A 26,344-nucleotide genomic window follows, 5' to 3' on the forward strand; every position below is an offset into this window, starting at 1 on the left:
TACAGAATAAAAAGTAAACATCAATACAGGCGCATCATGATCAGCCGCACCAAACCGACCGTCAGAACCATCGCCGCCGAGCTCGGCGTCAGTGCGATGACTATCACGCGTGCGCTGAACGGCCACCCGAAAGTCAGCACGGAAACCCGCAGGCGGGTGCTCGCCAAGGTCAAGGAGGTCGGCTACGACTTTCGCGCCAGCTCCCGGACCGTCCGGCAGGAGCGCGACCGGAACGTCGCGATCCACTGCGGCGACGATAAGCTCTATTCCGACAACATCCTGAACTTCTACATGCGTCTGCATTATTTGTGCCAGCGGCGGCTGAAGGCCGAAGGGCTGCGCGGCCAGCTGATCGACCTGAATGTTCACGCCGAAGCGGCGTTTCCGGTACTCGACAACTGCGGCAGTTTGATCCTGCTCGGCCCGGTGGAGCAGGCGCGGCTGGAAACGGTGCGGAAGCGCTATCCGGAGCTGCGGATCATTTCGGTTTTCGGCAGCGTCGACGGCGTAACCCAGGTCGGGCCGGACGATTACGAAGGCGGCGCCTTCGCCGCCCGCCGGTTCGCCGCGCTCGGTCACCGCCACGCTGCGGTGTTCGCAACCCTCTCCGAATCCGGTTTCTGCAAGCGCTACGGCGGCTTCGTCGCCGAATTTCAGGCCCGGCAGCCGGGAGCGCGCGTGGACCTGATCCAATTCTCCGAAGAACACGACCAGTCCGCCGACGACCGCACCCGGCGGCAGCGTCTGGATGAGTACTTCACCAGCGTTTCGCCGCTGCCGACCGCCTGTTTCGTGCCGAACGGCTACGCCGGAGTGTTTCTCGCGGACTACCTGGCCGAACGCGGCTGGCGGATTCCGGAAGATTTCAGTTTGATCGTCTACGACAACCTCGAACTTTTCGATTTCCGCACTCCGGCGCTGGCCCGGGTCTGGTTCGACCTGAAGGAGCTGGCCGCGCAGGCCGTGACCGCGCTGCAGAACCAGCTGCGCGACCGCGACAGCCGCCCTGTTTCAATTTCGATCGCCAACGAGTTCACGCCGGGCGGCTCCCTCGCCGCCCCCCGGAATCCGCGGCGCGAGCTCTGATTTTTTTGCATTTTGATGTTACAAAACTAAATATCAACATGAAAGGTGAAAACAGTGAAAAGCCCGCTGGTGCGTTGCGCGAAAAATCCGATCCTGACCCCGGCGATGATGCCGTTCGACTGCTATACGGTGATGAATGCAGGGGCGACCCGCTTCGAAGGGGACGTGCTGCTGCTGCTCCGGGTGGAAACCCGCGAACGCAAAACGCAGTTTCATGTCGCCCGCAGCCGGAACGGCATCGATTTCGAGGTGAATCCCGAACCGATCCGCTATCCGCTGACCGAGCTGGACCGGCTCGGAACCCGTCCCCACCGCTTCGACATGAGGATCACCCGCATGGGCGAGGTCTATTATGTATTCCACGCGAACTGGCTCGACCCGTGGGGAAGCCTGATCAACCTCGCGAAAACCACCGATTTCGTGAATTTCGAGCCGGTATCGCATTCGGTGCCGGCCAACCGCAACGCGGTGCTTTTCCCGGAAAAGATCAACGGCCGCTACGCACGGCTGGAGCGCCCGCAGAACATCGACGGCCGCGGCGCAATCTGGTACAGCGAATCGCCCGACCTCGAATTCTGGGGCCGTTCGATGCCGGTGATGCTGCCCGCGACCGACTGGGCGCAGTTCAAGCAGGGGGCGGGTTGCGTTCCGGTCCGCACGCCGCACGGCTGGCTCGAAATCTATCACGCCACCGCGATGACCGCCTCCACCGAAAACTACTACCTCGGCGCGTGCCTGCTCGACCTCGACGAACCGTGGAAGGTGGTCGCCGCCCCGAAGTCCTTCCTGCTCGCCGCTGAGGAACTGTACGAATGCGTCGGCCAGACTCCCAACGTGGTTTTCACCGGCGGCGGCTGCGAGATGGACGACGGTTCCTATTTCCTTTATTACGGTGCGGCCGATACGCGCATGTGCATGGCCCGCACCACAATCTCCGAACTGGTCGATTTCTGCCTGGAAGCCTAACTGGAAAGGGATGTACGAATGAAAAAATGCAAATTCACCTTAATTGAGCTGCTCGTAGTGATAGCGATCATCGCGATTCTGGCGGCGATGCTGCTGCCCGCCTTGAACAAGGCGCGCGCGACTGCGCAGGGGGGAGTCTGCCGGGGCAACCTGCGCCAGATCATGCAGGGAGCATTCCTGTACGCACAGGATTACAGCGACTACCTGCCGCTCGGCTTCGGCGAGGAATACGACGGCTGGAAGGTATGGTGGAGCCAGATCATGACCCGGACCAGCGGCTACACCACCGGTTATATCATGCCGACCAGGCAGATGACTCTGTTCCGCTGCCCCGGCGACTCCACCAATTACGTGACGCCGTCCACCCAGCCGTCGGAAATCATTACCACCACGCCGGAAGGCAGCCGGTGGGCGCTTCAGAGCAATTACGTCTACTACTCCCGGGTCGGCCGGATCGACTGGTATCGCGCCAACGGCACCGGCTGGGCGAAACACTATGGGCCGAAAAAGCTGTCGCGGGTCCGCGAGGCCTCCCGCTCCGCGTTGATTCTGGACGGAAAGGGGATGAAAGCGGTCTCCTCCAGCGTTCAGGGCGGCCTGCTGTTCAACCGCTATGATTCCGACGGCGACAGCTACAACGGCAACCGGTTCACTCCCAATTTGCAGAACGTCGATTACCGTCATAACAAGCAGATCAACTGCGCGCTGGTGGACGGCCACGTCGAAAGCATGGGCGTGTCGTGGGGCATGCCGGACAGCTATCTCGCCTGGACCGATGAACAATAATCCATGAAGGTATCACTATGAAATACAATCTTCTTCTCCCGCTTCTGCTGGCCGGTACTGCCGCCGGTGCGGCGGAGCTGCTGCCCAACGGCACCTTTGAACAGAAATTCAAAGGGTGGCATTACGCCGATTACGCAGGGAAACCCGAACCGGGCGCGGTCGTCTCCGACATCGTCTACGGCGGCAACTTCGCCTACCGCATGGGGATTCCCGGCGACAAGGGCAACGATCTTTACACCGGCTTCAAGCCGGTTCCCGGCCAGGATCACCAGGTCACGCTGATGTGGAAATCCGACGGCCTGCCGCCCGGCGACGCCGAAATCCGCATCCTGCGCAACGGCGGCGGCAAGGTGATCGGCTGGGCGTCGAATCCGGCCGGAAGCGGCGTGAACCGCCTCGCGGTCACCGGCGGCACCCATGACTGGCGGCAGGTGAAATTCACTGTCTCCGGCTCCGAATTTCCGCCGGAGGTGACCGGTGCCAACCTCTATGTCAAACGCGGCCACAACGGGATCGGCAATCTGTATGTCGACGAAATATCGATCCGGCCGGTCGTCCCCGCTCCGGCGGCCCCGGCGGACAGACTCGACCGCTGGGAATACGAAAAGTGGCGGAAAATTCCGGCGCCGGGCGGCATTGACCGCGCCGTGACCCGTTCCGGCGGCGGCTCCTACTGCATGTTCGCGCCGGGACAGAAAGGAGCTTCGATCTACCAGCGCATTCCGTTCCGTCCGGGCGAGGGGCTGGAGCTTTCTTTTTATCTGAAAGCGGAAAAAGTGCCGGACAAGGACGCCTCCTTTATGATCCTCGTGAACCATAAAAACAAAAAGACCAGCTGGATCGCGATGCCGCCCGGCAGCGGCGTGAACGTGCTCGGCACCGCCGGCGGCACCTTCGACTGGCGGGAGTTCCGGCTCTCGATTCCGGCGGACGCGATCCCGGAAGACGCCGCCTCGCTGCTTTTCTTCCTGAAGCGGCGGCAGAATGACGCCGGCAAGCTCTATATCGACGATTTCACCGCCGCCCCGCCGCAGGCGGAAAAACCGGTACAGGTCGTGAACCTGTGGCCCGGCGACGGCTCCTTCGAGGGGGGCAGCACTTTTTTTCAATTGCCGCCCGATGAGACCCGGGCGTTTCACGGGCGGCGTTCCTTGCGGATGGAGCCGGCGCAGACCGGCCTCACCTCCGGCTATCTCTTTCGGGTGATGCGTCCCAACCGCACCTACACGGTCAGCGGCTACGCCACCTCCGACCGGCCCGGCAAGTTGACGGTCAAGGCGGATTCGCACAAATACGAAACCATCGGCACCGGCAGCGTCGAGCTGGCGCCGGGCGAATGGAAACGCTTCACGGTCCGGCTGCGGCCGCAGCAACTGGTCTCCAGTTTCCGGCTGGGCTTCACCAAGCCGGAGGGCGTGGCCGTCTGGCTCGACGCATTCCAGCTGGCCGAGGGGGACGCTGCCGGAACCTATGTGCCCGAAACTCCGCTGGCGATCGGCGTGGACCGTACCGGTGTTCCCGGCGAGATCCTGTACACCGGCCCGGAACCTCTGGTGCAGGCCGCCCGGCTCCACAACAGTTCCGGCAGGCCGATGACGGTGAAATTCACTGCTTCGGTCGATGCGTTCGGAACACCCGCCCGGCGGCTCGCCTCCGAAACCGTCACGCTCGCTCCCGGCGAAACCGCGGTGCGCCCGCTGACCGTGCTGTCCAGGCGCGAAGCCGGCTATTACGTGCTCCGGCTGCGCGGCGAGGCGGACGGCAAAGTCTACAAGGCGGATTTCCCGCTGGCGGTCACGGCTCCGCCGCCGCCGAAGGGCGGCAATCCGTTTTTCGGGCTTCATCCGATGGGGCCGACTTCCCCGGAGATCCTGCGCCGGATTGGTGTCGGCGCGATCCGCCACATGCCCGGCTGGCGGTACATTCCGGAAAAGGACGGCAAATACCGCTTCTCCGACCACGACATCCGCTATGCGCTGGCCGGGATGGATCAGATGAACAGCGTGAAAGTCGGCCTCGTGCCTCCCAGATACCGCAGGCCGGACGGGCGGTTCGCGGACCACGCGGCGGTGAATGAGTTCCTGCGCCAGATGCTGGCCGCGTGGGGCGGCTCCATCCGCGACTGGGAGATCGAAAACGAACCCGACCTCGTGTTTCCCGGCATGTTCAAAAAGGGCGGAAATGACGCGGCGGAGAACTACGCGGCTTATGTGAACGCCGCCGCTCCCGTGATCAAGGCGGCGAATCCCTGCTTCCGGCTGCTCGCCTCCGGCGTCTCCGGCGTCGATTTCAACACCGGTTTCCCGTTCACCCGCACCGTGCTGGAAAAGGCGGGCAGGGTGATCGACGTGGTGCCGGTCCACCCCTACGCCAACGCCCGCTATGTGGGAGCCGACCGCAGCGACATCGGCCCCGAAGCCAACGCGGTCTACCGCAAAACCCGCGAACTGCAGAAGCTGATCCGCGAAACCGGCGGCAGCCAGCCGGTCTGGTACGGCGAAATCGGCTGGGCGCTCGACGTGGAGGAGGATTACCTCAGCGAAGCGGCCCTGCGCCACGCCGAATACCTGTCGCGCCTGATGCTGATCGGCAAGGCGGCGGGAGTGGAGCGCGTGCAGTACTTCCTCGCCGACTTCTGCATCGAAAAGGAACGCTATTACTATGGACTCTGGCGCAACACCCTGCCGCTTCCGGCGGCGCCGGCCTACGCCGCCAGCGCGCAATGGCTGGAGGGGGCGAAGCCGGGCGAGACCGTCTCCGACTCCGATATCCAGTGTTTCACCTACCTTGACCGGAACGGCCGCCCCTTCGCGGCACTGTGGACCGCCGACGGCACTCCGACCAAAGCCCGGATTCCGCTGGATGCGGCCCGGCTGGAGGCCGCCGACTTTTTCAACCGTCCGCTCGCGCTGAAGCAAGGGCCGGCGGAGCTGGCCCTCTCCGGCGCACCGGTCTACCTGCGGCTCCGGGAAGGCACCGCCGCCGAGTTGGCCGCCGCACTGCGGCAGGCGAAATACGACCTGCCCCCGGTGAGCGCGGGCTGGCGGCTGCGGAACGGCTCGACGGTGGAGCTGACACTGGCCAACCGGCGCACCGCGCCGCTGACCGGCAAGGCGGTGCTTTCCGGCGCGGAGTTCCGCGAGCCGGAGCGGCCGTTGGCGTTGCAGCCGGGGGAGGAGACCACGTAGGTGTTCGCCGCACCGAGTTCGCTGAACGGCAAAGAACTGACGCTGCGGGTCGATTCCACGCTCGGCGAGCTGACCGCCCGCTACCGCGCCGAGTTTCTGCCGTGTCCCGCCGGGCGGCCTGATTTCCGTTCGCCGGAACTGCCCGCCGCCGGACGGCTGCCGTCGATGGCGAGCCGCGACTACCTGATCCCGAACGACCCGGAAAACGGCTATGACGGCCCCGCCGACCTCAGCATTGAAAGCGCGATCGGCCACGACTCCGACAATCTCTATCTCGCGATCAACGTCCGCGACGATGTGCATTTCCAGCCCTTCTCCGCCGGAAAGCTCTGGGCCGCCGACTCCATCCAGCTCGTAATCGATACCCGCGCCGACGCGCTGCCGAACGTGTACGGCTTCGCGCCGGACGACTACGAGATGAGCTTCGGCCTGACTCCGAACGGCCCGGACAAGGAGTTCGACTACATCTACGAACGCGGCCGCGCCGCCGCCTCGCTGAAGCAGGTCGAATGCAATATCTTCCGTTCCGGCGACCTGACCTGCTACCGCATTGCGATCCCGTGGAAGGTCCTGAATATGGAACCGGAAAACGGAACCGTTTTCGGACTGAACTTCATCGCCAACGATCACGACGGCCACGGCCGCAACTACTGGATGGGGTTGACTCCCGGCATCGGCGAAGCCAAAAATCCCTACGCCTACCGGAAATTCATCCTGCAACGCTGACTGCCGGGATTTCGCCTTCGGCGACCAAGGCGCTTCGCCCTTGGAACCCGACCGGCAAGGTGCCGGTGCCGAATACTTCAGATCCGGGAAAGGCATACCGCCTTTCCCTCCGGGGGGGAGGCTCTACTGTGGACAGGCAGGCGGGTACCTGAGCGGCACACCGCTCCGGTCGGCACAAAGCCCGCTTTTCTGCGGGCTTCAGGCACTCCCTGCGGTGAGCTGCCGCCGGAGGTCACGCGCGGAACCTCCAGATGCTGACCAGATAATAGAAAGATACCCTGATGGAGGCTGATAAGAACTCATCTGCCGATATACGCAAAGCGAGGTCAGGCAACAATACAATTGCCATATCACAGGCAAGCATATCTTTGAGTACGAGCCTTACTGAACCTTGCCTGTATTATGGGATAGGCAAGGCGAGATCAGGCAACAATGCAGTTGCCAACCCACAGGCAAGCATCTTGGAATACGAGCCTTACTGAACCTTGCCTGTATTATGAGGATAGGCAGAGTTCAGCCTCCATGAGAGTACCTTTCTATTATCTGGTCAGCATCTGGAGGTTCCGCGCGTGAACTCCGGCGGCAGCTCACCACAGGGAGTGCCTGAAGCCTGCAAAAAAGCAGGCTTTGCGCCGACCGGAGCGGTGTGCCGCTCAGGTACCCGCCTGCCTGTCCACAGTAGAGCCTCCCCCCCCGGAGGGAAAGGCGTTTCGCCTTTCCCGGATCTGAAGTATTCGGCGCCGGCACCTTGCCGGTCGGGTTCCAAGGGCGAAGCGCCTTGGTCGCCGAAGGCGAAATCCCGATTTCCCGGATTTATTTTGCGCGAGGAACGTTTTTTTTCAGCATTGCTTCGGCCTGACGCAGACCGTCCGCCGCCGCTGACATGATTCCGCCCGCGCAGCCGGCCCCTTCGCCGCACAGATACAGATTTTCCACGGAACTCTCCAGCGTTTCCGGGTTTCGCAGAAACCGGATCGGACTTGAGACGCAGGTTTCCGTGCCCACCAGCTTGCCGTATTTCAGGAAGCCCGGCATGGTCCGGTCGAAGTGTTTCAACGCCGCCCGCAGGCCCGCTCCCAACTCCGGCGGTACGATCCGGTCGAGCCGTCCGGGAGTGATTCCGGTCGCGGCGCCGGTCTGCTTCCGGGTCAGGCCCGCTTTCCCCGACAGGAATGCCGCCGCATCCTGTGCGGGAAGGGTGTAGTCGGAGCCGCCCTGCTCGAAGGTCGCGCGCTCCATTGTTTCGAGCAGTCCGTAGGCTTGATCGCAGGAGTCGAACCGGTCCGGCGGCAACGTGACGATCAGGCAGCCGTTCGCAAACTCACCGTCGCGGGCGAAGTCGCTCATGCCGTTGGTGACGGAGCGGCCCGGCCAGGCTGTCGCGTTCAGCAGTGTGCCGCCGGGACACATACAGAATGAACTCACGTTCGGCACACCGTTGCCGGGACGTGAAACGATATGGTATTCCGCCGCGCCGAGTACTGCCGGCCGCGCCCCGTCGATATGGTACTGGCAGCGGTCGACGAACTCCTGCGGATGCTCGATCCGGCAGCCCACCTGGAAGGATTTGAAGTCGGAGGCGATTCCCGTCCGGCGCAGCGACCGCGCCAGTTCCCGTCCGCCGAGCCCCGGAGCAATCAGCACTGCCGGAGCCTCCAGAACCTCGCCGGAACGGAGCCGCACGCCGGTGCAGCGGCCGCCGGCGATCACGGGCGCGGCAACTTCGGTGCGGAAGCGGAAGGTGCCGCCGAGTTCGACGATCCGCCTGCGCAGGTTGGCCGCGACGATGCGCAGGTAGTCCGAACCGATATGAGGGCGTTTCTGCCAGCGGATCTCCGGCGGCGCTCCCGCTTCGACGAAGGCGCGCAGGATGAAACCGGAACGGCTGTCTTTGGTGCCGGTGTAGAGCTTGCCGTCGGAAAAGGTCCCCGCGCCGCCTTCGCCGATCAGCAGATTGCTGTCGGGATCGAGTTCGCGGCTCTCCAGCATGGCCTGATACTCTTCGTAACGCGGGCCGACTTCGGGGCCGCGGTCGAGGATCACCGGTTCGGCTCCGGCCAGCGCCAGCGCCAGCGCCGCGAAGATGCCTCCGGGGCCGGTGCCGACCACGACCGGATGGCGCAGCACGGATTCCGGCGGCAGTTCCAGCTCCGGGAACCGCATGGCGCGGACCGCCTCCGGCTCCAGCCGTTCGAGGCGGGCGGCGCCGGGAGTGCGGTCGTCCAGTTCCAGGATCAGCGAGTAGACCAGCGACGGCCCGCCGCGCCGGGAGTCGACGCTCTTGCCGGTGATGAAGAAATCCAGCAGCGCCCGTTCCGGCAGGTGCATCGACTTCAGCACGAACCGGGCGATTTTCCGGTCGATGTCGGCGGGAGCCTTGGCGGCGCTGATCTTGAAATTGCTGACCGGTACGAACATGACGGTTTCTCCTTTACTTCGCTGCGTCGCGGACCGACCGGTTATGCTTGTCGGAGGTGGCGTTCACACGTCCCCGGATGCGGTTGAAGAACGCGCCGTTGGGGCCGGACGGGGAGGAATGGATCACCGCTTCGGAACCACCGGTGTTTCCTGTCTGCGGAGCCGTCCGGGCGGGCGGCCGGGAAGCTCCACTGCCGCTGTTCGGATTTTCCTCCTCGTCTTCCGGGGGCACATACAGATAATACGTGAGCAGCTCCTGCCGCTGCTTTTCGGTGAATCTCTGGAAGCTCATCCGGTCGACGGTGTGAAGGGTGCGGGTCAGGACCGTTACGGAAACCCGTTCCAGCATCGCCGGATCGGCCTCGACCGGCAGTTTTTCCCGGAAGGGAGTCATCAGCACCAGCAGGACCAGAAAATTGGTCAGCACGACTCCGGATAAAGCGCCGCAGATCGCGCCGCCGAAACGGTTGATGATTTCCGGGAAAGCGTACTCCTCGCTCTCGCGGTTCAGCATTTTGCCGACGATGGCGAGGATCAGGAACACCACGGCGGCGGTGATCCAGCAGGAGAGCATTCCCTCAAGTTGGGCGTTCTGCGCCTCTTCCGGTAAAGAGCGCAGAATTGCGGGGGCGAAATGCGGCCCGGTCAGGATTCCGACATAGACCGCAAGGGAGATTCCCAGCAGTCGGAAGAAACAACTGAGCAGCCGGGAGGTGAAACCGAATGCGAAAAAAATCAGCGGCAGCAGCCACAGAATTGCGTACCCCATCGTGATTACTCCTGTGTCAGGATCGCGCGGCGGACTTCATCTTCGGAAGTCTGGCCGGTTGAAACCAGTTGAAAGCCGCGGTAAACCAGCATCGAGCTGCCGTGCTCGCGCTCCAGCTCCTGCCGGACCATGCTGATCGGCACTCCGTCCGCGTCGAGCAGGTCGCGCAAATGGTCGGAGACCTGAACCAGGTCGAAGACCGGCAGCACTCCGTCGTAGCCGGTGCCGTTGCATTTGCGGCAGCCGGCGGGCAGGCAGACGTTTGCGTCGCTCAGGTGCGCCTGCTGGAAATAATCCTGTATTTCCGGAGTGAGCCGTCCCTTCTGCCTGCAGCTGCAAAGTTTGCGTACCAATCGCTGGGAGAGCAAAAGCAGCAGCACCCGGGCGAGCGCCGCCGGTGAAATGCCGAGCTCCGGGAAGCGGGAGAGGACGCGGCCGAGGTCGCCGCCCGGAATCACTGCGATCACCAGCAGCTCCCGGGCGGCCCGGAGCGCCATTTTCATGCTTTCCGGGTCGGTAAGCTCGTCGATGAAAAGCATATCGGGAGTCTGCTGCAGCGCGGTTCCGATCAGTGCGGCCTGATTGTCCGCCGCTCCGCCGCCGACCTCCATCTGGCTGACGCCGGAGATGGCCCGCCCGATCCGGTTTTCCACGGAGAATGCGATGCGCAGTGTGGTGTCGGCCTCCTCCATCAACGTGTACATGGTGGTGGTTCGGCCGCTGCCGGGGGGGCCGGAGATCAGGATCAGGCCGGTCGGTTTCTTGAGCGCGTTGCGGATCGCGGCGGTTTCGCCGCCGCCGAGGTTGAGGGCGTCGAGCCCCGCAGTTCCGGTCCCCGGAAGAAGCAGCCGGATGGTCAGCTTTTCGCCGCCGAAAATCCCCGCCGTGGAGGCGCGGAACCGGATCATGCTCTCCGGCAGGTTCGCCGAGAAACCGCCTTCCTGCGGCGCCCGTTTTTCGGCAAGATTCAGGTCGGCGGCGGTCTTGATTTCGTCGATCATCGCCTCGCCCAGCTCCAAATCCACCTCGCGGACCGGTTTTGAGGTGGCGCCGTGCCGGAACCGGATGGTCATGGTGCGGTTGGGCCTGGGCTCGAAATTGATCTCCCCGGCCTGTTTGCGGATCGCGTCGGTCAGCAGCGCGCGCAGCAGTACGACGGCCGCCGGATTGTCGTGCGGCCGCTCCGGGTCGAGCACCGGCGTGCCTGAAGCGCCGATCAGCTCCAGCCCTTGAGTCGGGCGCTTCGGCTTGCGGGCGGGGAAAAGCTTGCGGAAGCTGAAACCGCTTTTGGCTATCGCCCGTCCGACCGGAAACAGCGCCAGCACGACCGGCCCCAGAAAGAGGGCCGCGAGGTTCAGCCACGGGCGCCAGGCGCGCTTCTCCGCCACGTGCTGATCCACATATTTCAATGTGAAAAGTCCAAAATACAGCCAGACCGCCGGAATCAGCAGTTGGATCGGATTGTAGCTCACGGGTCACCCCTTGCGGTTGTACGTTATGGTCGGGTGTTTCTTCGGGGGATAATTTAGCCTGTTTTCCGGGATTTTGCAACCGGAAACCGTTCCGGTTCCGGCGAAATTATCGCCGTGCCGCAAGCCGGAAGCCGCTTATGCGGCGCCTGTTTCAAAAAAAATCGTCGAAAATTGGTAAATTTCTTCGAAGCGGTTGACATTTGAAATTTGATACGATATATTAAAAGTCTGTCTGCAATGTGGACGGATATGGTTGAATATGAATGCAAACCCGTCGACCGGGGGCTTTTTTAAGGAAAGGTTTGGTGTTTTGATGGCAAAGAAGTTGGTGGATTCCATCCAGATGGAAGTGCGGGATGCTCAGCCGTGCCGCAAGGAATTTGATTTCGTCGTTCCGGCGGACGTGGTGAAGAGCGAGGCCGAGAAGACCGTGCGCGAGATCGCCGGGATGGTGTCGGTTCCGGGCTTCCGCCAGGGCAAGGCTCCGGTCAACATGATCAAGACCAAGTATGACGGTGAAATCAGGGAAGAACTGCAGCGTAAGATCATGTACGCCGCGTTTGAGATGGCCAGCAAGGATGAGGTCTACGATATCATCTCCTGCGGCATCGAAGGCAAGCCCGAGCTGAAGCTCGATGCAGAATTCAAGTTCACCCTCGGCGCGGACGTCGCTCCGGAGATCGAAGTCGGCGACTACAAGGCGATCAAAGTCGAAATTCCGAAGGACGCCGTTACCGACGAGCAGGTCGAGGAGCGTGTGAAGTTCTACCGTACGATGTACGGCAACTACGCCGACGTCGAAGGCGCCGCGCAGGCCGAAGATATGCTCAAGGTCAGCTACAAGAGCGACTTCGAGCTGCCGGAGGACGCGACCCCGGCGGTGAAGCGCCAGGCCGAAGCCGACAACACTTTCATCTGGCTCAGCGAACCTGAGTCGATTCCGGGCTGCATCAAGGCGCTGACCGGTGCGGAAAAAGGCAAGGAATACACCTTTGACGCGGTCTATCCGGCCGACTACCGCGAAGCCGCCCTCGCCGGCAAGACCGTGAAATACACGGTGAAGGTCGAAGGCATCCAGCGCCGTTCGGTGCTGACCGACGAGGAACTGGCCGAGAAGGCCCGCGTGAAGTCCCTCGAAGAGTTCCGCGATATGCTGCGCAAGGCGATGGAGCAGGAGAGCGAAACCAAGCATCACAATGAAGTGGTCGAGGCGGTCTACAAGCGGCTGGCCGAGCAGGTCGGCGACGTCGAGCTGCCTCCGAACGTGCTGCAGGCTGAAATTTCCAAGGAGCTCCAGAAGATCGCCCGCGAAGTGGTGAAGAGCGAGGAAGACGCCGAAACCTTCAAGAAGGAGCTGGAAACGCACAAGGCTGCCGCCGAAAAGGCCGCGCGGGAGTCCCTGAAGAAGAGCTTCATCCTGCGCAAGATCGCGAAACTGGAGAATATTTCGCTGTCGCAGGGCGAAGTGGATGAACAGCTCAATCAGATGAGCCGTTACTACGGTTACAAGGAGAAGGAATTCCGCGCGATGCTCGAAAAGAACGGCGGAATGGACGATCTCCAGCTTGATCTCATCAATGCCAAGGTGCTGAGCATGCTTGCGGAATCCGCGGCGAAGTAAACATCCGGATCATTGATTACTCCGACGGGACCGGGCGGCCGAAAAATTTCAGCGGCAGCCGGGTCCCATTTGGTTTTATTGACAATGTCTGCTATATTAGCGGAAGAGCGAGGTGGCTGCGGCCGCCGGATTTTCCGATTCAATATTTAACGTACGGAGATAAAGTTATGAAGAGCAATTCGTTTCTGGTTCCGATGGTGGTCGAACAGACCGGACAGGGAGAACGCGCATTCGATATCTACAGCCGGCTGCTGAAAGACCGGATTATTCTGCTGGGAACCCCGATCGACGACGATGTCGCGAACCTGATCGTGGCGCAGCTGCTGTTTTTGCAGGCCGAAGATCCGAAAAAGGACATCGACCTTTATATCAACAGCCCCGGCGGTTCGGTGACGGCCGGCCTGGCGATCTACGACACGATGCAGATTCTCTCCTGCGACGTGAAAACCTACTGCGTCGGACAGTGCGCGTCGATGGGCGCGGTGCTGCTCTGCGCCGGCGCCGCCGGCAAGCGGTTCGCGCTGCCGAACAGCCGGATCATGATCCACCAGCCGTGGGGCGGTGCGCAGGGCACTGCGGCCGATATGGATATCCAGGTCAAGGAGATCCAGCGGTTGAAGGCGATGCTGAACGGCATTTTGTCGTCGCACTCCGGCCAGCCGATCAAAAAGATCGAAAAGGACACCGAGCGCGACTTCTTCATGGGAGCCGAAGACGCCGTCAAATACGGTCTGGTCGACAAGGTCGTCGCCCGGCCTTCGCAGGAGAAGTAACCGATGGCCGGAAAACGCGGAAACCGTAAATTGATCTGCGCCTTCTGCGGCGCCACGGAAGGGGACGACCCGTCGGTGATTTTTGCTCCGAGCGGTTATGAAGGCCTGGCGATCTGTTCAAACTGCCTGAAGCAGGGTTATACCGCCCTCTGCGCCGATCAGGCTGCCGGTGCGGCGGTCAAGGAGAAGAACGCGGAAAATCCGGTTGCCAGCCTCCGGGTGCCGAGCCCGGCTGAAATCAAGGCCGAACTGGATCAGTATGTGATCGGGCAGGAACGCGCCAAGCGGGTGCTCGCCGTCGCGGTTCACAACCATTACAAACGGCTTCAGACGCAGGCCGGAGTCCACACTTCCGCGGCGCGGGATCTGTTCAGCGACGTCGAGCTCGACAAGAGCAACGTGCTGCTGCTCGGACCGACCGGCAGCGGCAAGACGCTGCTGGCGAGGACGCTGGCCCGGCTGCTGGATGTGCCGTTCGCGATCTGCGACGCCACGACTCTGACCGAAGCCGGCTATGTCGGCGAGGATGTGGAGAACATTATCCTGCGGCTGTTTCAGGCCTCCGGCTCCAATGTGGAACGCACCCAGATCGGGATCATCTATGTCGACGAGATCGACAAGATCGCCCGCAAGACCGAGAACGTGTCGATCACCCGCGACGTCTCCGGCGAGGGAGTGCAGCAGGCGCTGCTGAAGATCCTCGAAGGCACGGTTGCGAATGTGCCGCCGCAGGGCGGCCGCAAGCATCCGCAGCAGGAGTTCCTGCGTATCGACACCTCGAATATCCTGTTCATCTGCGGCGGTGCGTTCGTCGGGCTGGATAAGATCATCCAGCGCCGTTGCGGCAAGCAGGTGCTCGGTTTCAAGCGTCTGGTGGACGATGAAGCGGAGCAGGCGGAACTGGATGCCGAGCATCTCGCGAAGAATCCCTATGCGAAGTGCGAACCCGAGGACCTGATCCGGTTCGGACTGATTCCGGAGTTTGTCGGCCGCCTTCCGGTGGTCACTTCGCTTGAACCGCTGCGCAAGGAGGACCTGATCCGGATTCTGAAGGAGCCGAAGAACGCGCTGATCCGCCAATACCAGCGGCTGCTGGGTATGGAAGGGGTTACGCTGGAATTCACCGAGGACGCGCTGGAAGCACTGGCCGACAAGGCGGTGGCGCGTGGCACCGGCGCGCGCGGGTTGCGTGCAATCCTTGAGGAGATGATGGTCGATGTGATGTTCGACGCTCCATCCCGGGAGGGGATCAGCCGCTGCGTGATCGACGGCGCGGTGATCCGCGGCGAAGCGGAGCCGCAGCTGCTCGGCGAAACGCGTAAGGCACAATAGCGGTTACGAAATTCCGGTTCATGAATACCGTATCTGACAGCATGGAGACGAAAACCCGGGTGCTTTCGACGGATTCTCCGCTTTTGGCAGCGGGGGATTCGGTCGATGTGCTTTCCACGCTTCCGGTCAAGCCGCAGGAGCGCTACCGGTTTATCCGGAGCATCGGTTTCGGCGGAATGAAGGGGGTGCTGCTGGTATTCGACCAGGACACCGGCCGCGAAGTCGCGATGGCGATCATGCCGGATTTCCGGGACCGCCCCAAGACGGACCTGGAGAAATTCGTGCGCGAAGCCAAGCTGACCGCGCATCTGGAACACCCGAACATCGTGCCGGTTCACGATATCGGCATCGACGGCTCGGGTTCTCCCTACTTTACGATGAAATACCTGCACGGGCAGTCGCTCGCTTCCGTGCTGCGCAAGATTCAGAAGGAGGACGCCGAGACGATCGCCAATTACGGATTGGTCCGGCTGCTCCACATCTACACCCGGATCTGTCACGCGATCGAATTCGCACACTCGCAGGGAATCTGCCATCTGGACCTGAAGCCGGAAAACATCAATCTCGGCGACTTCGGTGAGGTGCTGGTTCTGGATTGGGGGCTGGCGCGTTCGTTGAAAAGTCCCGCTTCCGGCGGACTGCTTGCTCCGAATGAGGCGGGCGATGAGGTGGCCGGCCGGGTGAAGGGCACACCGGGTTACATGGCCCCGGAACAGATCCGCACTCTGAACAGCGCTCCGATCGACGTGCGTGCCGACGTGTACGCGCTGGGGGCGATTCTGTATGCGATGCTGGCGCTGACCAATCCGCTGGCGCGGCTGTCGGTCGATGAGATTCTGCGCCGCACCGTGACCGGCGAACTGCCGCCGCCCACGGAGGTCGCTCCCGAGGGACGGTATGTGCCCGCCGCGCTGGAGGCGATCTGCATGAAGGCGATGGCGCTGCGCCCGGCGGACCGGTATGCGACGGTGCGGGAGCTGCGGGAGGACATTTTCGCGTTTCAGTCCGGCTACGTGCCGAAGGCGGAAAACGCCTCTCCGCTGAAGCACGCCGGACTGTTCATCGGCCGGAACTACCTGATTTTGCTGGTGCTGCTGACGGTGAGCCTGAGTGTGGCGCTGATCCTGCTGGCGATCAACTACTACCGGGTGGTGGCGGAGTAACGGTTGCCGCCATCGTCACGAGTCGCCTTCGGCGGTTCGGATGCGCTTCGTCCCGAGGTTGCCTTTACGCCGTGTGCAAGTTTCCGAACCGGGATTTCGCTCCTTTAGAGCGAGCAGGGCGCTTCGCCCCTGCACCCCGACCGGCAAGGTGCCGGCGCCGGGTATTTAGATCCGGGAAAGGCGTTTCGCCTTTCCCTCCGGGTGGGGGAGGCCCCGGTAGAGACAGGCAGGCGAGTACCTGAGCGGCACACCGCTCCGGTCGGCGCAAAGCCTGCTTTTTTGCAGGCTTTAGGCACTCCCTGCGCCTGCTGCCGCCGGAGTTCACGCGCGGAGCCTCCAGATGCTGACCAGATAATAGAAAGGTACTCTCATGGAGGCTGAACTCTGCCTATCCTCATAATACAGGCAAGGTTCAGTAAGGCTCGTATTCCAAGATGCTTGCCTGTGGGTTGGCAACTGCATTGTTGCCTGATCTCGCCTTGCCTATCCCATAATACAGGCAAGGTTCAGTAAGGCTCGTACTCAAAGATATGCTTGCCTGTGATATGGCAATTGTATTGTTGCTTGACCTCGCTTTGCGTATATCGGCAGATGAGTTCTTATCAGCCTCCATCAGGGTATCTTTCTATTATCTGGTCAGCATCTGGAGGTTCCGCGCGTGACCTCCGGCGGCAGCAGGCGCAGGGAGTGCCTAAAGCCTGCAAAAAAGCAGGCTTTGCGCCGACCGGAGCGGTGTGCCGCTCAGGTACTCGCCTGCCTGTCCACAGTAGAGCCTCCCCTATCCGGAGGGAAAGGCGAAACGCCTTTCCCGGCTCTGAAGTATTCGGCACCGGCACCTTGCCGGTCGGGTTCCAAGGGCGAAGCGCCTTGGTCGCCGAAGGCGAAATCCCGGTTCGGAAACTTGCAGACGGTGTTAGGAATTTTTTACGCGATATCCGACTCGGACGACTGCTGCAACAGCTCCCGGAGTTGCCGCCGTTCGCGGCCGGAGTAGCACCGGGCATGTTTTTTCAATTCTGTTGCGATCATCGCATCGGAGAGCGGCAGGGTGCCGCTCCGATGGGTGAGCTCGCGGTAACGGATCAGGAGCTGCATATTCTGGGGAGCGAATTCCCGGCCGTTCCGGGAGAAATAGGCTTCGGCGGTCTGCATGGCTGCTGCGGGCTGTTTCATACAGTCGGCGAGCAGTTCGAAGCGTGTCAGCCACAATAGCGCGCAATCCGGGCGTTCTTCGAGCAGTCGGTCGAGCTGCGCGAGGGCAAGCTCATATTTTCCCTGTCGGATTAGTCCCTGAACCGGGGAGATCAGCGGCGCGGGCTTCTTCAGCAGTTTCCGGGGATAGAGCAGGAAATCGACCATGCTGTCGGCGATGTCGGGCAGGAAGATCCGGCAGAAGACGGCGGCGGCCAGGATGCCGAACATTGCCATGCGGATCACCACGTAAAAGGCGATCGGGGCCGCGGCGGTGACGGAGGCGGCCCGCTTGCCGGCCAGTTCTATGAACGGACTGATTCCGAGGTAGCACAGGAACAGAATCAGCAATATTCCGATAATTTTGGCAAACCGGCTTTTCTTCATTGAAAAAACCTCTCTTCCCGCATATAGTAAATTGGCAAAGACGTGCTATATTTATTTAAATTAAGGTTATTACGCCAATTTTACAAATAGATTCAAAGGGAAATGTCATGAACAAGTACCGTACCAACACCTGCGGCGAACTCCGCAAGGCAAACGTTGGGGAGACCGTCCGCCTCTCCGGGTGGATTCACAGCGTCCGCGATCACGGCGGCGTGATCTTCATCGACCTGCGCGACCACTACGGCATCACGCAGGTGGTGATCGATCCGGAATGCGCCTTCTATCAGGCGCTGGAACGCTGGCGGGTGGAGACGGTGGTGCGTTTCGACGGCGAAGTGATCGCCCGTTCCGAAAGCACGGTCAATCCGAAGCTTGCGACCGGCGAGATTGAGATCAAGGCGACCGACATGGAGATTCTCGGCGACGCCGAAGTGATCCCGTTTCTGATCGCGAAGGACGACGGCGCGCCCGAGGCGATGCGCCTGAAATACCGTTTCCTCGATCTGCGCCGCGACGAACTGCACAGGAACATCATGCTCCGCAGCCAGGTGATCGCGGAGATGCGCCGTTATATGACCACGAACGGCTTCAACGAGTTCCAGACTCCGATCCTGACCGCGAGCAGCCCGGAAGGCGCCCGCGACTATCTGGTGCCGTCCCGCCTGCATCCGGGCAAGTTCTACGCGCTGCCGCAGGCTCCGCAGCAGTTCAAGCAGTTGCTGATGGTGGCGGGCTTCGACCGCTATTTCCAGATTGCGCCGTGCTTCCGCGACGAGGATGCGCGCGCCGACCGCAGCCCCGGCGAATTCTACCAGCTCGACGTCGAGATGAGCTTTGTGGAGCAGGACGATATCTTCGCGGTGATCGAGGGATTGCTTGAGGATGTGTTCGGCAAATTTTCGACCAAGGAGTTTACCCATGCGCCGTTCCCGCGGATTCCGTACCGCGAGGCGATGCGCCGGTTCGGTTCGGATAAGCCGGACCTCCGCAACCCGCTGGAGATGATCGACGTCTCCGAGCAGTTCCGCGATTGCGGCTTCAAGGCCTTTGCGGGCGTGGTCGCCAACGGCGGCGTGGTCCGGGCGATCAAGGCGCCGAAAGTCGCGGGCAAACCGCGCAAGTTCTTCGACGACATGATCAAGTTCGCGCAGGAAAACGGCGCGAAGGGCATGGCCTATATCATCTGGAGCGAAGAGGGTGAAAAGAGCCCGATTGTGAAGTTCCTGACTCCTGAAATCCTGGCCGCGCTGAAGACGGCGGGCGGAGTGGAGACCGGCGATGCGCTGTTCTTCCTGGCCGACGCGGAGAAGCTGGTCCAGAAGATCGGCGGAGCGGTGATCCCGGAGCTGGGCCGCCAGCTCGAACTGATCGACCCGAATGTGTTCAAGTTCTGCTGGATCGTGGATTTCCCGATGTTCGAGGAGGACGAGGAGACCGGTGCGACCGTGTTCAGCCACAACCCGTTTTCGATGCCGCAGGGCGGCATGGATGCGCTGCTGAACAAAAATCCGCTCGATATTCTCGCCTACCAGTACGACATCGTCTGCAACGGCATCGAGCTCTCCTCCGGCGCGATCCGCAACCACCAGCCGGAAGTGATGTACAAGGCGTTTGAGATCGCCGGCTATGACCGCAGCGTGGTCGACGACAAGTTCGGCGGCATGATCAATGCGTTCAAGCTGGGTGCGCCTCCGCACGGCGGCATTGCCCCGGGCGTGGACCGCATGGTGATGCTGCTGGCGGACGAGCCGAACATCCGCGAAGTGATCGCGTTCCCATTCAACCAGCAGGCGCAGGACCTGATGATGAACGCTCCGGCCGAGGTTTCGATCAAGCAGTTGCGCGAACTTCACATCGAAGTCAAACTGCCGAAAAAGCAGGAAAAACCGGCCGCCGAGGCCAACTGACCCGGAAGGGATGCGGATTGATGCGATATTGGATTTTACGGACGGGCATACTGCTGATGCTGGCTGTCGCCGGAGCTTCGCTTCGGGCGGCGGCCCCGGAACTGCTGAAATTCGTTCCGGCCGGAACCGAATATCTGGTGTCGGTCAATCTGGAGCGCCTGCGGGAGGTGCCCGGTCTCCGGGCAGCTCTCGAATCGAACGAGGATGTGGCTTCCCGGCTCGCCGAGTTTGAAAACACTTATAACCTGAAGCTGGAGGACTGCCGGCAGTTGCTGTTTGTCGGCGGCGGCAAGCGCCTGCGGGGCATGCTTGTCGAAACGGGAGTTCCCGAAGCGAAACTTGAGGCTTCGCTTGCGCCTCTGGCGGGCAACCGCTACTCCGCCGCGACGGCGGGGGAGCGTAAAATCCACTATGTGACCGCCGACCGCTCGGTTCCGGAGGACCGGATCAAACTGGCGCTCTGCTATCTCGATGCCGACTCGGTTCTGGCGACGGAAGAACCTTATCTCGCGCATTTTCTGGAGGGGCTGAAAACGGATTCCGCGATCCGGCTGGCGGCGGTGGAGGCCCCGGCGGGCAATCCGGTGATCTGGGGCTTTTTGAATGTCCGTTCCCTGACCGCCGGCAACAAACGGAAAGCCTCGCTGTTTCAGGTTTTTTTCCGTGATCTGCGCCGGGTGGTCTGGGAAATCGCTTCCGGTGGGGAACACGGCGGGGCGCTGACGCTCTCCGCAACCGGAACCTGCCGCAACGAACAGAGTGCCGCGCTGCTGAATGCGTCGCTGCCCGGTTATCTGGCGATGGCGGCCAATCTGCTGTTCGCCGCGGAGCCGGCGCTCGGCGGGCAGGTGGTGAATTCGCTGAAAAGCCGGGTCGACGGCAAAAAGGTCTATGCGGAGCTGAAGCTTTCGGAAGAGCTGACTTCCTCGATCGGCCGCTACCTGAAACGGGAGGCGGAGCGCAGGATGATGCCGCCCGACCCGGTTCCGGCGGACCAGCGGAACCGGTAGTGCGATCGTGCCGGCGCGGAAACGGACAACTGTTCCGAAGTTGATCGGATATCTGGTGCGGCTCGCCGCGCTGGTGGTGATGGGGCTGGTGCTGGTCGCCTACTGCCGCCGCGACGATATGCGCGACTGGATGGTCGACGATACGAAGTTCGCGCGTGAAATCCGGCTGGCCGCCAAACGGTACGGTCTGGAACCGGCGCTGGTACGGGCCGTGGTGTTTCAGGAGAGCCGTTTTGATCCTTTTATTCGCGGCGGAAAAGGCGAAGTCGGTTTGATGCAGGTGCTGCCGGAAGGGGCGGTTGCGGACTGGGCGCGGAACCGGCGCGTGAAGAGGCCCGGTGCATCGCAGTTGTGCGATCCGGTGCTGAATCTGGAGATCGGCTGCTGGTATCTGGCGCGCGGCATGCGCCGCTGGAGCGGCTACCGGGCGCAGACGGAGCTGGCGTTGGCGCAGTACAATGCCGGGGAGAGCCGCGCCGACCGCTGGAAGCCAGCCTCGCCGGACGGCACGGTGGTCGACCGGATCGGAATCGGGAGCACCCGGCAGTATGTGACGCGCATTATGAAGCGTTACCGGAAATATCGGGAGAGTATGAAATGATCAGAGTATGGCCGGTGTTGCTGGCTTTGGCGGTCTGGCTGCCGCTGGCTGCGGACGAAACGGCGCCCGCGCCGGATGCAATCTGGATCAACCAGTTCGATGATCCGGGAGTCTTGGAAAAGGAGACGCGCCTGGAGGGAACCCGCTTCCTGGTTCCCAAGACGAAGTTTTACATCGCGGATGAGCCGACCGCTTCGGACGGCAAGGTGCTGGTGGTCGAGGCTCCGAAAGCGACCGGCGTGCTGATGTCGGCGCCGAAAGTCGATTTGAAGAAGCGCCCGATCCTGCGTTGGCGTTGGCGGGTGATTCGCCCCGTCGGCCTTAAACCTGGTGCAAAGGAGCCGGACGATCAGGCGGTGGTGCTCTACTTTGGAGACGGCACGCTGTTGAAGCAGCGCAGCATCGGGTATCGCTGGGAGCGGAACACCGAGCTGGGCAAATGCGGCATCCTGAGTTATGTCGGCGGCATGATGACCGTCAAGTTTTTCTGTGTGCGCAACCGTGAGACGGCCGAAGGGGAGTGGGTGGTCGAGGAGCGCGACGTGATCCAGGATTACATCGATGCGTTCGGCAAGGAGCCGAACGAGTATTTTATCCTCAGCTTCGGTGCGAACAGCCAGTATTCCGGTTCGCAGACGCGGGCCGAAATCGACTTCGTGGAGTTCGTGCCCCGCCCCGAACCGCAGGAGGAGAAGAAGTGATCCGGAAGATCGGAGTGACCGGCGCCGCCGGTTTCATCGGCGGCCATCTCGCGGATTATATCGATGCGCAGCCGGGTTTCGAAGCTGTCCGCATCGTGCGCGAGCATTTCGAGGAGCGGCATTTGAGCTCAGTGGTGGCCGGATGCGAGGCGATCGTGCATCTGGCCGGGGTGAGCCGCAGCGATGAGCCGCAGCAGCTTTACCGGATCAATATGGAGCTTCTGGAGCATCTGATTCTGGCGGTGCGTTTTGCCGGAGTCAAGCCCCGGATTCTGTTCGGCTCCACCACGCATGAGGCGAAGCAGACGAAATACCATGCTTCGAAGCGGGACGGCCGCGACCGGCTGGACCGGGCGGCGCGGGAGCTGGGATTCGAGAACGTCGGCGTGCTGATGCCGAATGTGTTCGGGCCGGGCGGGAAACCGCATTACAATTCGGTGGTCGCCACGTTCTGCGCCGACTCCCGGCGGGGGCGCCGGCTGACCGTTCACTCCGACGCGGGCCGGGTGAAACTGATTTACATTGACGGCCTGGTCCGGCGGCTGTTCGAGCTGGCAGCCGGAGATTTTCCGGGAAATCCGGTGGAGATCGTTCCGGAATTCGACGTGGAGGTCGCCGGTATCGCGGCCCGCGTGACCGGCTTTGCGGCCGGGAAGCGGCCGGAGCCGGAGGACCGGTTCGGTGTTTTGCTGTACCGGACATGGCTGAGTTATCCGGAAAAAGAGTGTTGAATGGTGATAAAAGGGGTTTAACGGCGGAAGATAATGATAAAATTGCGCTTTTTTCATAATTTTCGCTTGCTAAATGCGATATATGACGTTATTTTAATAACTCTCATGGTGTGTGCACCTATGGTGCTTCACGCCCTTGAGGGTGGTCACGGCGGTGGCGGCGACTCCGGTGTAACGGTTACGATCAGGTCGGCGGATGCTCAACGACTTAGAGAGTTGACGCGGTTGCGCGAGGAGACGGGGCTGGCGGCGGAAGCGGTAAAGCGCCTGGAACTCGAAAACGAATCGTTGCGCGAGGAGAAGGCGGAGCTGCGGGCCGAGTTGTTTGAGATCAAGGAAAAGTTTGCAAAGCAGAATGCGAACTATCGTCAGTTGCAGTTGTGGCTGGCCGGAGTCCCGGCAGAGGGGGCAGTGCGAAAATCCGGCCGGCGGGAAGAACGGCTGCTGCAGGCGATGGGGGAAGTTTCAAAAGACGGCAGTGCGCTCGCCCTCAGCGCCGTCTCATTCTGCGAACAGGTGCAGCAGCTTTTGAAGGAGCTGCCGATCGGGAAGGTTCGGCAGGCGGAGATCCAGCTTCAGCTGGACGGGCTTTCAAAGGATGCGCGCCGCTTTATCGCCTTGACGGAATCCGGTGAAACCGTGGCGAAGGGGATTGACGCGCTGCGAACGTGTCGCATCCTTGCGGTGAATCGGGAACTGTCAATTGTGGTGCTTTCGGTGGGTTCGGTGAAAGGTGCTTTCGCCGGGATGATCTACCGGGTTGGGAAGGACCGGCAAATTCAGCTCAGGGTGGTCAGTGTAAGACCATACGCCGCGGCGGCTGAAGTTGTCAAGGGCACGATCGGCGACCTCGCTCCGGGAATGGAGGCTGTGGCGGGAGAATCCAGAGAATCGGATACATCGGGAACGGTGGTGCCGGTTCGAACATCTAATTAACAGGAAAACTCGAGAACCAGATTATGGAAGTAAGAGCTTTGACAAGGAATGTGCGGATATCGCCGGAAAAGGCGCGGCATGTGTCGCGTCTGATCCAGGGTAAGTCCGCAGTTGAAGCGCTCGCGATCGTCGAACTGAGCCCCCGCAAGGCGGCCAGTCTGCTGGGCGATACGCTGCGCTCCGCCGTGGCCAATGCTGAAAACAATGAGAACGTGAGCCGCAAGGCGCTGGTGGTCAAGGCCGCCCTCGTCAGCCCGGGTCCGATCATCAAGCGTTTTCGTGCGAAAGCGCGCGGCTCGGCCGGCCGGATCCGCAAGCGGACCAGCCATCTGGAAGTTATTTTGACGGATATGAACTAGAATAGGGGATTGAATCGTGGGACAAAAAGTTAATCCGATCGGATTGAGAACGGCCCTGACCAAGAATTGGGAATCCCGCTGGTTTGCAGACAAGAAATCCGGCGGTAAGACGCTGTTTGGCGAGTGGCTGCAGGAAGACCTCGCGATCCGCAAGTTCATCAAGGAAAAGTTCGCCCAGGCGGCGATCGCCCGGATTCAGATCGAGCGTTTCGCCAACCGTGTCCGCGTGACCATCTGCTCGGCCCGTCCGGGACTGCTGATCGGCAAGAAGGGTGCGGAGCTGGAGTCGATGAAGGCGCAGGTCGCCAAGCTGACTGCCGGCAAGGAAGTTTTCATTGAGATCGCCGAAGTGCGGCGTGCGGAGACCAACGCGCAGCTCGTTTCCGAGAACATCGCGCAGCAGCTGGAGCGCCGCATCGGCTTCCGGCGTGCGATGAAGCGCGCGATCCAGACCGCGATGGATATGGGCGCGGACGGGATCAAGATCAACTGCGCCGGGCGTCTCGGCGGAGCGGAACTGGCTCGCGAAGAACAGTACAAGGAAGGCCGTGTGCCGCTTCATACGCTGAAGGCGAACATCGATTACGGCTTCACCGAAGCGAATACGACGGCCGGAACGATCGGCGTCAAGGTTTGGATTTGTCACAAAGACTCTACGGAGGAACAAGATTATGCCGTTAATGCCAAAAAGAGTAAAGTACAGAAAGGTTCAGCGCGGAAGTAACGCCGGCCTCGCCACTACCAATAATAAGATTGATTTTGGCGATTTCGCGTTGCAGGCGCTGACCCGCGGGTACGTTACCAATAACCAGATTGAAGCTGCGCGTGTTGCGATCAACCGTCATCTGAAGCGTCGCGGCAAAGTATGGATCCGTCTGTTCCCCTTCCGCTCCTTCACGAAGAAGCCGTTGGAAGTCCGTATGGGTAAGGGAAAAGGTGCGGTCGAAGGCTGGGTTGCTCCGGTTCTGCCGGGCCGGGTGCTGTTTGAAGTGTCCGGTTGCAGCGAAGCGGTGGCGAAGGAAGCCATGAGTCGTGCGGCGAACAAGCTTTGCTTGCGCTGCAAGTTCTTGTCACGGGAAGCGTAAGGTGGTCCGATGAAGAGCAAGGAAATTCGTGAATTGACCGATGCCGAGCTGGTGACCAAGGTCGCCGACCTGCAGCGGGAGAAGTTGAACCTCAAGATTCAGTCCCGTACCGGTCAGCTGGAAAAGACCGCTCGCGTCCGGCAGATCCGTCGCGACATTGCGCGTGTCTATACCGAGCAGACTGCCCGTGCGGCCAAAGCCGAGGTGAAGTAATGAGTGAAGCTATTGTTGAAGTTCGTGGCAATCGCAAGGAACGCGTCGGCGTTGTGGTCAGCGATGTGCAGGACAAGACGATCGTCGTGAAGGTCGACCGTCGCACCCCGCACCCGTTGTACCAGAAGATTGTCAAGGTTCGGAAAAAGTTTACCGCCCATGATGAGAAGAACGAAGCGAAGAAGGGCGACACCGTCCGGATCGTGGAAACCCGTCCGCTGAGCCGCAGCAAGCGGTGGCGTCTGGTCGAAATCATCAGCCGTGCGGCGCAGGAATAACCCTTCAGGAGATATTCATCATGATTCAAATGCAGAGTATTCTGGAGGTTGCCGACAATTCCGGAGCCAAGTCGCTTCTGACGATGACGGTTCTGGGACAGGGCAAGAAGATCGCCGGGATCGGCGATATCATCAGTTGCGCCGTGCAGGAAGCGATTCCGGATGGTTCGGTCAAGAAGGGGCAGGTCGTGAAGGCGGTCATCGTGCGTACTGCGGCGAAGATCCGTCGTCCGGACGGTTCCTATCTGAAGTTCGACGAGAACGCGGCGGTCCTGATCGATAAGGACAAAAACCCGGTCGGTACCCGTATTTTCGGGCCGGTGGCGCGTGAATTGCGCGAGAAGGATTTCATGAAGATCATCTCGCTGGCGCCGGAGGTGCTTTAATATGAAATATCATGTCAAAAAAGGCGACAAGGTTCTGGTTAACGCCGGCAACTACAAGGGCGAAGAAGCGACCATTCTGGCGGTTCTGACGAACAAGGACCGCGTGGTGCTTGAGTTCACCTCCAAGAAAGATCGCGAGATCGGCAAGCGGACGATCAAGAAGAGCAAGCTCAATCCGAACGGCGGCCTGGTCGAGCGTTCGGTTTCAGTGCATGTCTCCAACGTCAATCCGGTTGCCTCGGAAAAGTCGGAGAAGTAA

At 61.4% G+C, this 26,344-nt stretch carries 26 protein-coding genes; 22 read left to right on the forward strand and 4 right to left on the reverse strand.

The window, feature by feature from the left end:
- Nucleotides 1–36 precede the first annotated feature (36 nt).
- From C8D82_RS13285 to C8D82_RS13305, 5 genes are read left to right on the forward strand one after another with little or no spacing between them, the layout of a single operon-like run.
- Nucleotides 37–1,086, forward strand: coding sequence for a LacI family DNA-binding transcriptional regulator (locus tag C8D82_RS13285; protein ID WP_133245199.1), 1,050 nt, complete (start codon nucleotides 37–39; stop codon nucleotides 1,084–1,086).
- A gap of 54 nt (nucleotides 1,087–1,140) precedes the next feature.
- Nucleotides 1,141–2,052, forward strand: coding sequence for a glycoside hydrolase family 130 protein (locus tag C8D82_RS13290; protein ID WP_116884777.1), 912 nt, complete (start codon nucleotides 1,141–1,143; stop codon nucleotides 2,050–2,052).
- A gap of 18 nt (nucleotides 2,053–2,070) precedes the next feature.
- The gene (locus tag C8D82_RS13295; RefSeq protein ID WP_116884778.1) at nucleotides 2,071–2,838 is read left to right on the forward strand and encodes a prepilin-type N-terminal cleavage/methylation domain-containing protein; all 768 of its coding nucleotides are present in this window, start codon (nucleotides 2,071–2,073) and stop codon (nucleotides 2,836–2,838) included.
- 17 nt (nucleotides 2,839–2,855) lie between these two features.
- A complete protein-coding gene (locus C8D82_RS13300; protein WP_116884779.1) occupies nucleotides 2,856–6,026 on the forward strand; it encodes a carbohydrate binding domain-containing protein in 3,171 nt (1,056 codons plus the stop codon).
- Entirely contained in the window at nucleotides 6,027–6,752 is a 726-nt protein-coding gene (locus C8D82_RS13305; protein WP_116884780.1) for a sugar-binding protein, read from the forward strand. It abuts the gene before it with no gap.
- Between the two features lie 813 nt (nucleotides 6,753–7,565).
- Here C8D82_RS13305 and C8D82_RS13310 read toward each other — a convergent pair.
- Genes C8D82_RS13310 through C8D82_RS13320 form a run of 3 tightly spaced genes read right to left on the reverse strand, consistent with a single transcriptional unit; the run spans nucleotide 7,566 to nucleotide 11,411 of the window.
- Nucleotides 7,566–9,170 carry an NAD(P)/FAD-dependent oxidoreductase gene (locus tag C8D82_RS13310; RefSeq protein WP_116884781.1) on the reverse strand — a complete coding sequence of 535 codons (1,605 nt, stop codon included), beginning with the start codon at nucleotides 9,168–9,170 and terminating at the stop codon, nucleotides 7,566–7,568.
- Between the two features lie 13 nt (nucleotides 9,171–9,183).
- Complete coding sequence (locus C8D82_RS13315) at nucleotides 9,184–9,939, reverse strand: CvpA family protein (protein ID WP_116884782.1); 756 nt, start codon at nucleotides 9,937–9,939, stop codon at nucleotides 9,184–9,186.
- 5 nt (nucleotides 9,940–9,944) lie between these two features.
- Nucleotides 9,945–11,411 (reverse strand): GspE/PulE family protein, encoded by a 1,467-nt coding sequence (locus C8D82_RS13320; RefSeq protein ID WP_116884783.1) that lies wholly within the window; start codon nucleotides 11,409–11,411, stop codon nucleotides 9,945–9,947.
- Between the two features lie 313 nt (nucleotides 11,412–11,724).
- Between C8D82_RS13320 and tig the strand changes: the two genes are divergently transcribed.
- The 4 genes from tig to C8D82_RS13340 all read left to right on the forward strand — a co-directional run bounded on the left by tig (nucleotide 11,725) and on the right by C8D82_RS13340 (nucleotide 16,300).
- The gene (gene tig / locus C8D82_RS13325) at nucleotides 11,725–13,032 is read left to right on the forward strand and encodes a trigger factor (protein WP_165833074.1); all 1,308 of its coding nucleotides are present in this window, start codon (nucleotides 11,725–11,727) and stop codon (nucleotides 13,030–13,032) included.
- A gap of 167 nt (nucleotides 13,033–13,199) precedes the next feature.
- Nucleotides 13,200–13,805, forward strand: a complete 606-nt coding sequence (gene clpP / locus C8D82_RS13330; RefSeq protein ID WP_116884785.1) for an ATP-dependent Clp endopeptidase proteolytic subunit ClpP — start codon at nucleotides 13,200–13,202, stop codon at nucleotides 13,803–13,805.
- 3 nt (nucleotides 13,806–13,808) lie between these two features.
- Nucleotides 13,809–15,137 carry an ATP-dependent Clp protease ATP-binding subunit ClpX gene (clpX, locus tag C8D82_RS13335; RefSeq protein ID WP_116884786.1) on the forward strand — a complete coding sequence of 443 codons (1,329 nt, stop codon included), beginning with the start codon at nucleotides 13,809–13,811 and terminating at the stop codon, nucleotides 15,135–15,137.
- A 20-nt stretch (nucleotides 15,138–15,157) separates the two neighbouring features.
- Nucleotides 15,158–16,300, forward strand: a complete 1,143-nt coding sequence (locus C8D82_RS13340; protein ID WP_116884787.1) for a serine/threonine-protein kinase — start codon at nucleotides 15,158–15,160, stop codon at nucleotides 16,298–16,300.
- Between the two features lie 924 nt (nucleotides 16,301–17,224).
- On the opposite strand, the gene C8D82_RS13345 is transcribed toward C8D82_RS13340, so the two are convergent.
- Nucleotides 17,225–17,878, reverse strand: a complete 654-nt coding sequence (locus C8D82_RS13345; RefSeq protein WP_116884788.1) for a hypothetical protein — start codon at nucleotides 17,876–17,878, stop codon at nucleotides 17,225–17,227.
- A gap of 107 nt (nucleotides 17,879–17,985) precedes the next feature.
- Here C8D82_RS13345 and aspS point away from each other — a divergent pair, with 107 nt between their 5' ends.
- The 13 genes from aspS (at nucleotide 17,986) to C8D82_RS13410 (ending at nucleotide 26,344) form a co-directional block, all read left to right on the forward strand.
- Entirely contained in the window at nucleotides 17,986–19,785 is a 1,800-nt protein-coding gene (gene aspS, locus C8D82_RS13350; protein ID WP_116884789.1) for an aspartate--tRNA ligase, read from the forward strand.
- Nucleotides 19,786–19,805: 20 nt separating this feature from the next.
- Nucleotides 19,806–20,795 carry a hypothetical protein gene (locus C8D82_RS13355; RefSeq protein ID WP_116884790.1) on the forward strand — a complete coding sequence of 330 codons (990 nt, stop codon included), beginning with the start codon at nucleotides 19,806–19,808 and terminating at the stop codon, nucleotides 20,793–20,795.
- A 7-nt stretch (nucleotides 20,796–20,802) separates the two neighbouring features.
- On the forward strand, nucleotides 20,803–21,396 hold the full coding sequence (locus C8D82_RS13360) for a lytic transglycosylase domain-containing protein (protein ID WP_116884791.1): 594 nt from the start codon (nucleotides 20,803–20,805) through the stop codon (nucleotides 21,394–21,396).
- Complete coding sequence (locus C8D82_RS13365) at nucleotides 21,393–22,097, forward strand: DUF3047 domain-containing protein (protein WP_116884792.1); 705 nt, start codon at nucleotides 21,393–21,395, stop codon at nucleotides 22,095–22,097. Before C8D82_RS13360 ends, C8D82_RS13365 begins: the two co-directional genes overlap by 4 nt.
- A complete protein-coding gene (locus C8D82_RS13370) occupies nucleotides 22,094–22,828 on the forward strand; it encodes an NAD-dependent epimerase/dehydratase family protein (protein WP_116884793.1) in 735 nt (244 codons plus the stop codon). Before C8D82_RS13365 ends, C8D82_RS13370 begins: the two co-directional genes overlap by 4 nt.
- Before the next feature lie 120 nt (nucleotides 22,829–22,948).
- A complete protein-coding gene (locus tag C8D82_RS13375) occupies nucleotides 22,949–23,764 on the forward strand; it encodes a hypothetical protein (RefSeq protein ID WP_133245200.1) in 816 nt (271 codons plus the stop codon).
- A 23-nt stretch (nucleotides 23,765–23,787) separates the two neighbouring features.
- Nucleotides 23,788–24,123 carry a 50S ribosomal protein L22 gene (gene rplV / locus C8D82_RS13380; RefSeq protein ID WP_116884795.1) on the forward strand — a complete coding sequence of 112 codons (336 nt, stop codon included), beginning with the start codon at nucleotides 23,788–23,790 and terminating at the stop codon, nucleotides 24,121–24,123.
- Nucleotides 24,124–24,139: 16 nt separating this feature from the next.
- A complete protein-coding gene (gene rpsC, locus C8D82_RS13385; RefSeq protein WP_116884796.1) occupies nucleotides 24,140–24,847 on the forward strand; it encodes a 30S ribosomal protein S3 in 708 nt (235 codons plus the stop codon).
- Nucleotides 24,795–25,208, forward strand: coding sequence for a 50S ribosomal protein L16 (gene rplP / locus C8D82_RS13390; RefSeq protein WP_116884797.1), 414 nt, complete (start codon nucleotides 24,795–24,797; stop codon nucleotides 25,206–25,208). Before rpsC ends, rplP begins: the two co-directional genes overlap by 53 nt.
- Nucleotides 25,209–25,217: 9 nt before the next feature.
- Entirely contained in the window at nucleotides 25,218–25,421 is a 204-nt protein-coding gene (gene rpmC, locus C8D82_RS13395; RefSeq protein WP_116884798.1) for a 50S ribosomal protein L29, read from the forward strand.
- The gene (rpsQ, locus tag C8D82_RS13400) at nucleotides 25,421–25,699 is read left to right on the forward strand and encodes a 30S ribosomal protein S17 (protein WP_116884799.1); all 279 of its coding nucleotides are present in this window, start codon (nucleotides 25,421–25,423) and stop codon (nucleotides 25,697–25,699) included. The genes rpmC and rpsQ overlap by 1 nt, the downstream gene beginning before the upstream one ends.
- A gap of 20 nt (nucleotides 25,700–25,719) precedes the next feature.
- A complete protein-coding gene (gene rplN / locus C8D82_RS13405) occupies nucleotides 25,720–26,085 on the forward strand; it encodes a 50S ribosomal protein L14 (RefSeq protein ID WP_116884800.1) in 366 nt (121 codons plus the stop codon).
- Between the two features lies 1 nt (nucleotide 26,086).
- A complete protein-coding gene (locus C8D82_RS13410; RefSeq protein ID WP_116884801.1) occupies nucleotides 26,087–26,344 on the forward strand; it encodes a KOW motif-containing protein in 258 nt (85 codons plus the stop codon).

The sequence above is a fragment of the Victivallis vadensis genome (assembly GCF_003096415.1).
GTDB lineage: Bacteria > Verrucomicrobiota > Lentisphaeria > Victivallales > Victivallaceae > Victivallis > Victivallis vadensis.

What these genes read in the sequence shown, in the direction of transcription:
- clpX (WP_116884786.1), top strand. Translation starts at nt 13,809, where the DNA reads ATGGCCGGAAAACGCGGAAACCGTAAATTGATCTGCGCCTTCTGCGGC.
- aspS (WP_116884789.1), top strand. Translation starts at nt 17,986, where the DNA reads ATGAACAAGTACCGTACCAACACCTGCGGCGAACTCCGCAAGGCAAAC.
- C8D82_RS13345 (WP_116884788.1), bottom strand. Translation starts at nt 17,878, where the DNA reads ATGAAGAAAAGCCGGTTTGCCAAAATTATCGGAATATTGCTGATTCTG.
- rplV (WP_116884795.1), top strand. Translation starts at nt 23,788, where the DNA reads ATGGAAGTAAGAGCTTTGACAAGGAATGTGCGGATATCGCCGGAAAAG.
- clpP (WP_116884785.1), top strand. Translation starts at nt 13,200, where the DNA reads ATGAAGAGCAATTCGTTTCTGGTTCCGATGGTGGTCGAACAGACCGGA.
- C8D82_RS13285 (WP_133245199.1), top strand. Translation starts at nt 37, where the DNA reads ATGATCAGCCGCACCAAACCGACCGTCAGAACCATCGCCGCCGAGCTC.
- C8D82_RS13365 (WP_116884792.1), top strand. Translation starts at nt 21,393, where the DNA reads ATGATCAGAGTATGGCCGGTGTTGCTGGCTTTGGCGGTCTGGCTGCCG.
- C8D82_RS13340 (WP_116884787.1), top strand. Translation starts at nt 15,158, where the DNA reads ATGAATACCGTATCTGACAGCATGGAGACGAAAACCCGGGTGCTTTCG.
- rplP (WP_116884797.1), top strand. Translation starts at nt 24,795, where the DNA reads ATGCCGTTAATGCCAAAAAGAGTAAAGTACAGAAAGGTTCAGCGCGGA.
- C8D82_RS13355 (WP_116884790.1), top strand. Translation starts at nt 19,806, where the DNA reads ATGCGATATTGGATTTTACGGACGGGCATACTGCTGATGCTGGCTGTC.
- C8D82_RS13410 (WP_116884801.1), top strand. Translation starts at nt 26,087, where the DNA reads ATGAAATATCATGTCAAAAAAGGCGACAAGGTTCTGGTTAACGCCGGC.
- C8D82_RS13300 (WP_116884779.1), top strand. Translation starts at nt 2,856, where the DNA reads ATGAAATACAATCTTCTTCTCCCGCTTCTGCTGGCCGGTACTGCCGCC.
- C8D82_RS13375 (WP_133245200.1), top strand. Translation starts at nt 22,949, where the DNA reads ATGGTGCTTCACGCCCTTGAGGGTGGTCACGGCGGTGGCGGCGACTCC.
- C8D82_RS13295 (WP_116884778.1), top strand. Translation starts at nt 2,071, where the DNA reads ATGAAAAAATGCAAATTCACCTTAATTGAGCTGCTCGTAGTGATAGCG.
- C8D82_RS13310 (WP_116884781.1), bottom strand. Translation starts at nt 9,170, where the DNA reads ATGTTCGTACCGGTCAGCAATTTCAAGATCAGCGCCGCCAAGGCTCCC.
- rpsQ (WP_116884799.1), top strand. Translation starts at nt 25,421, where the DNA reads ATGAGTGAAGCTATTGTTGAAGTTCGTGGCAATCGCAAGGAACGCGTC.
- tig (WP_165833074.1), top strand. Translation starts at nt 11,725, where the DNA reads ATGGCAAAGAAGTTGGTGGATTCCATCCAGATGGAAGTGCGGGATGCT.
- rplN (WP_116884800.1), top strand. Translation starts at nt 25,720, where the DNA reads ATGATTCAAATGCAGAGTATTCTGGAGGTTGCCGACAATTCCGGAGCC.
- C8D82_RS13315 (WP_116884782.1), bottom strand. Translation starts at nt 9,939, where the DNA reads ATGGGGTACGCAATTCTGTGGCTGCTGCCGCTGATTTTTTTCGCATTC.
- rpmC (WP_116884798.1), top strand. Translation starts at nt 25,218, where the DNA reads ATGAAGAGCAAGGAAATTCGTGAATTGACCGATGCCGAGCTGGTGACC.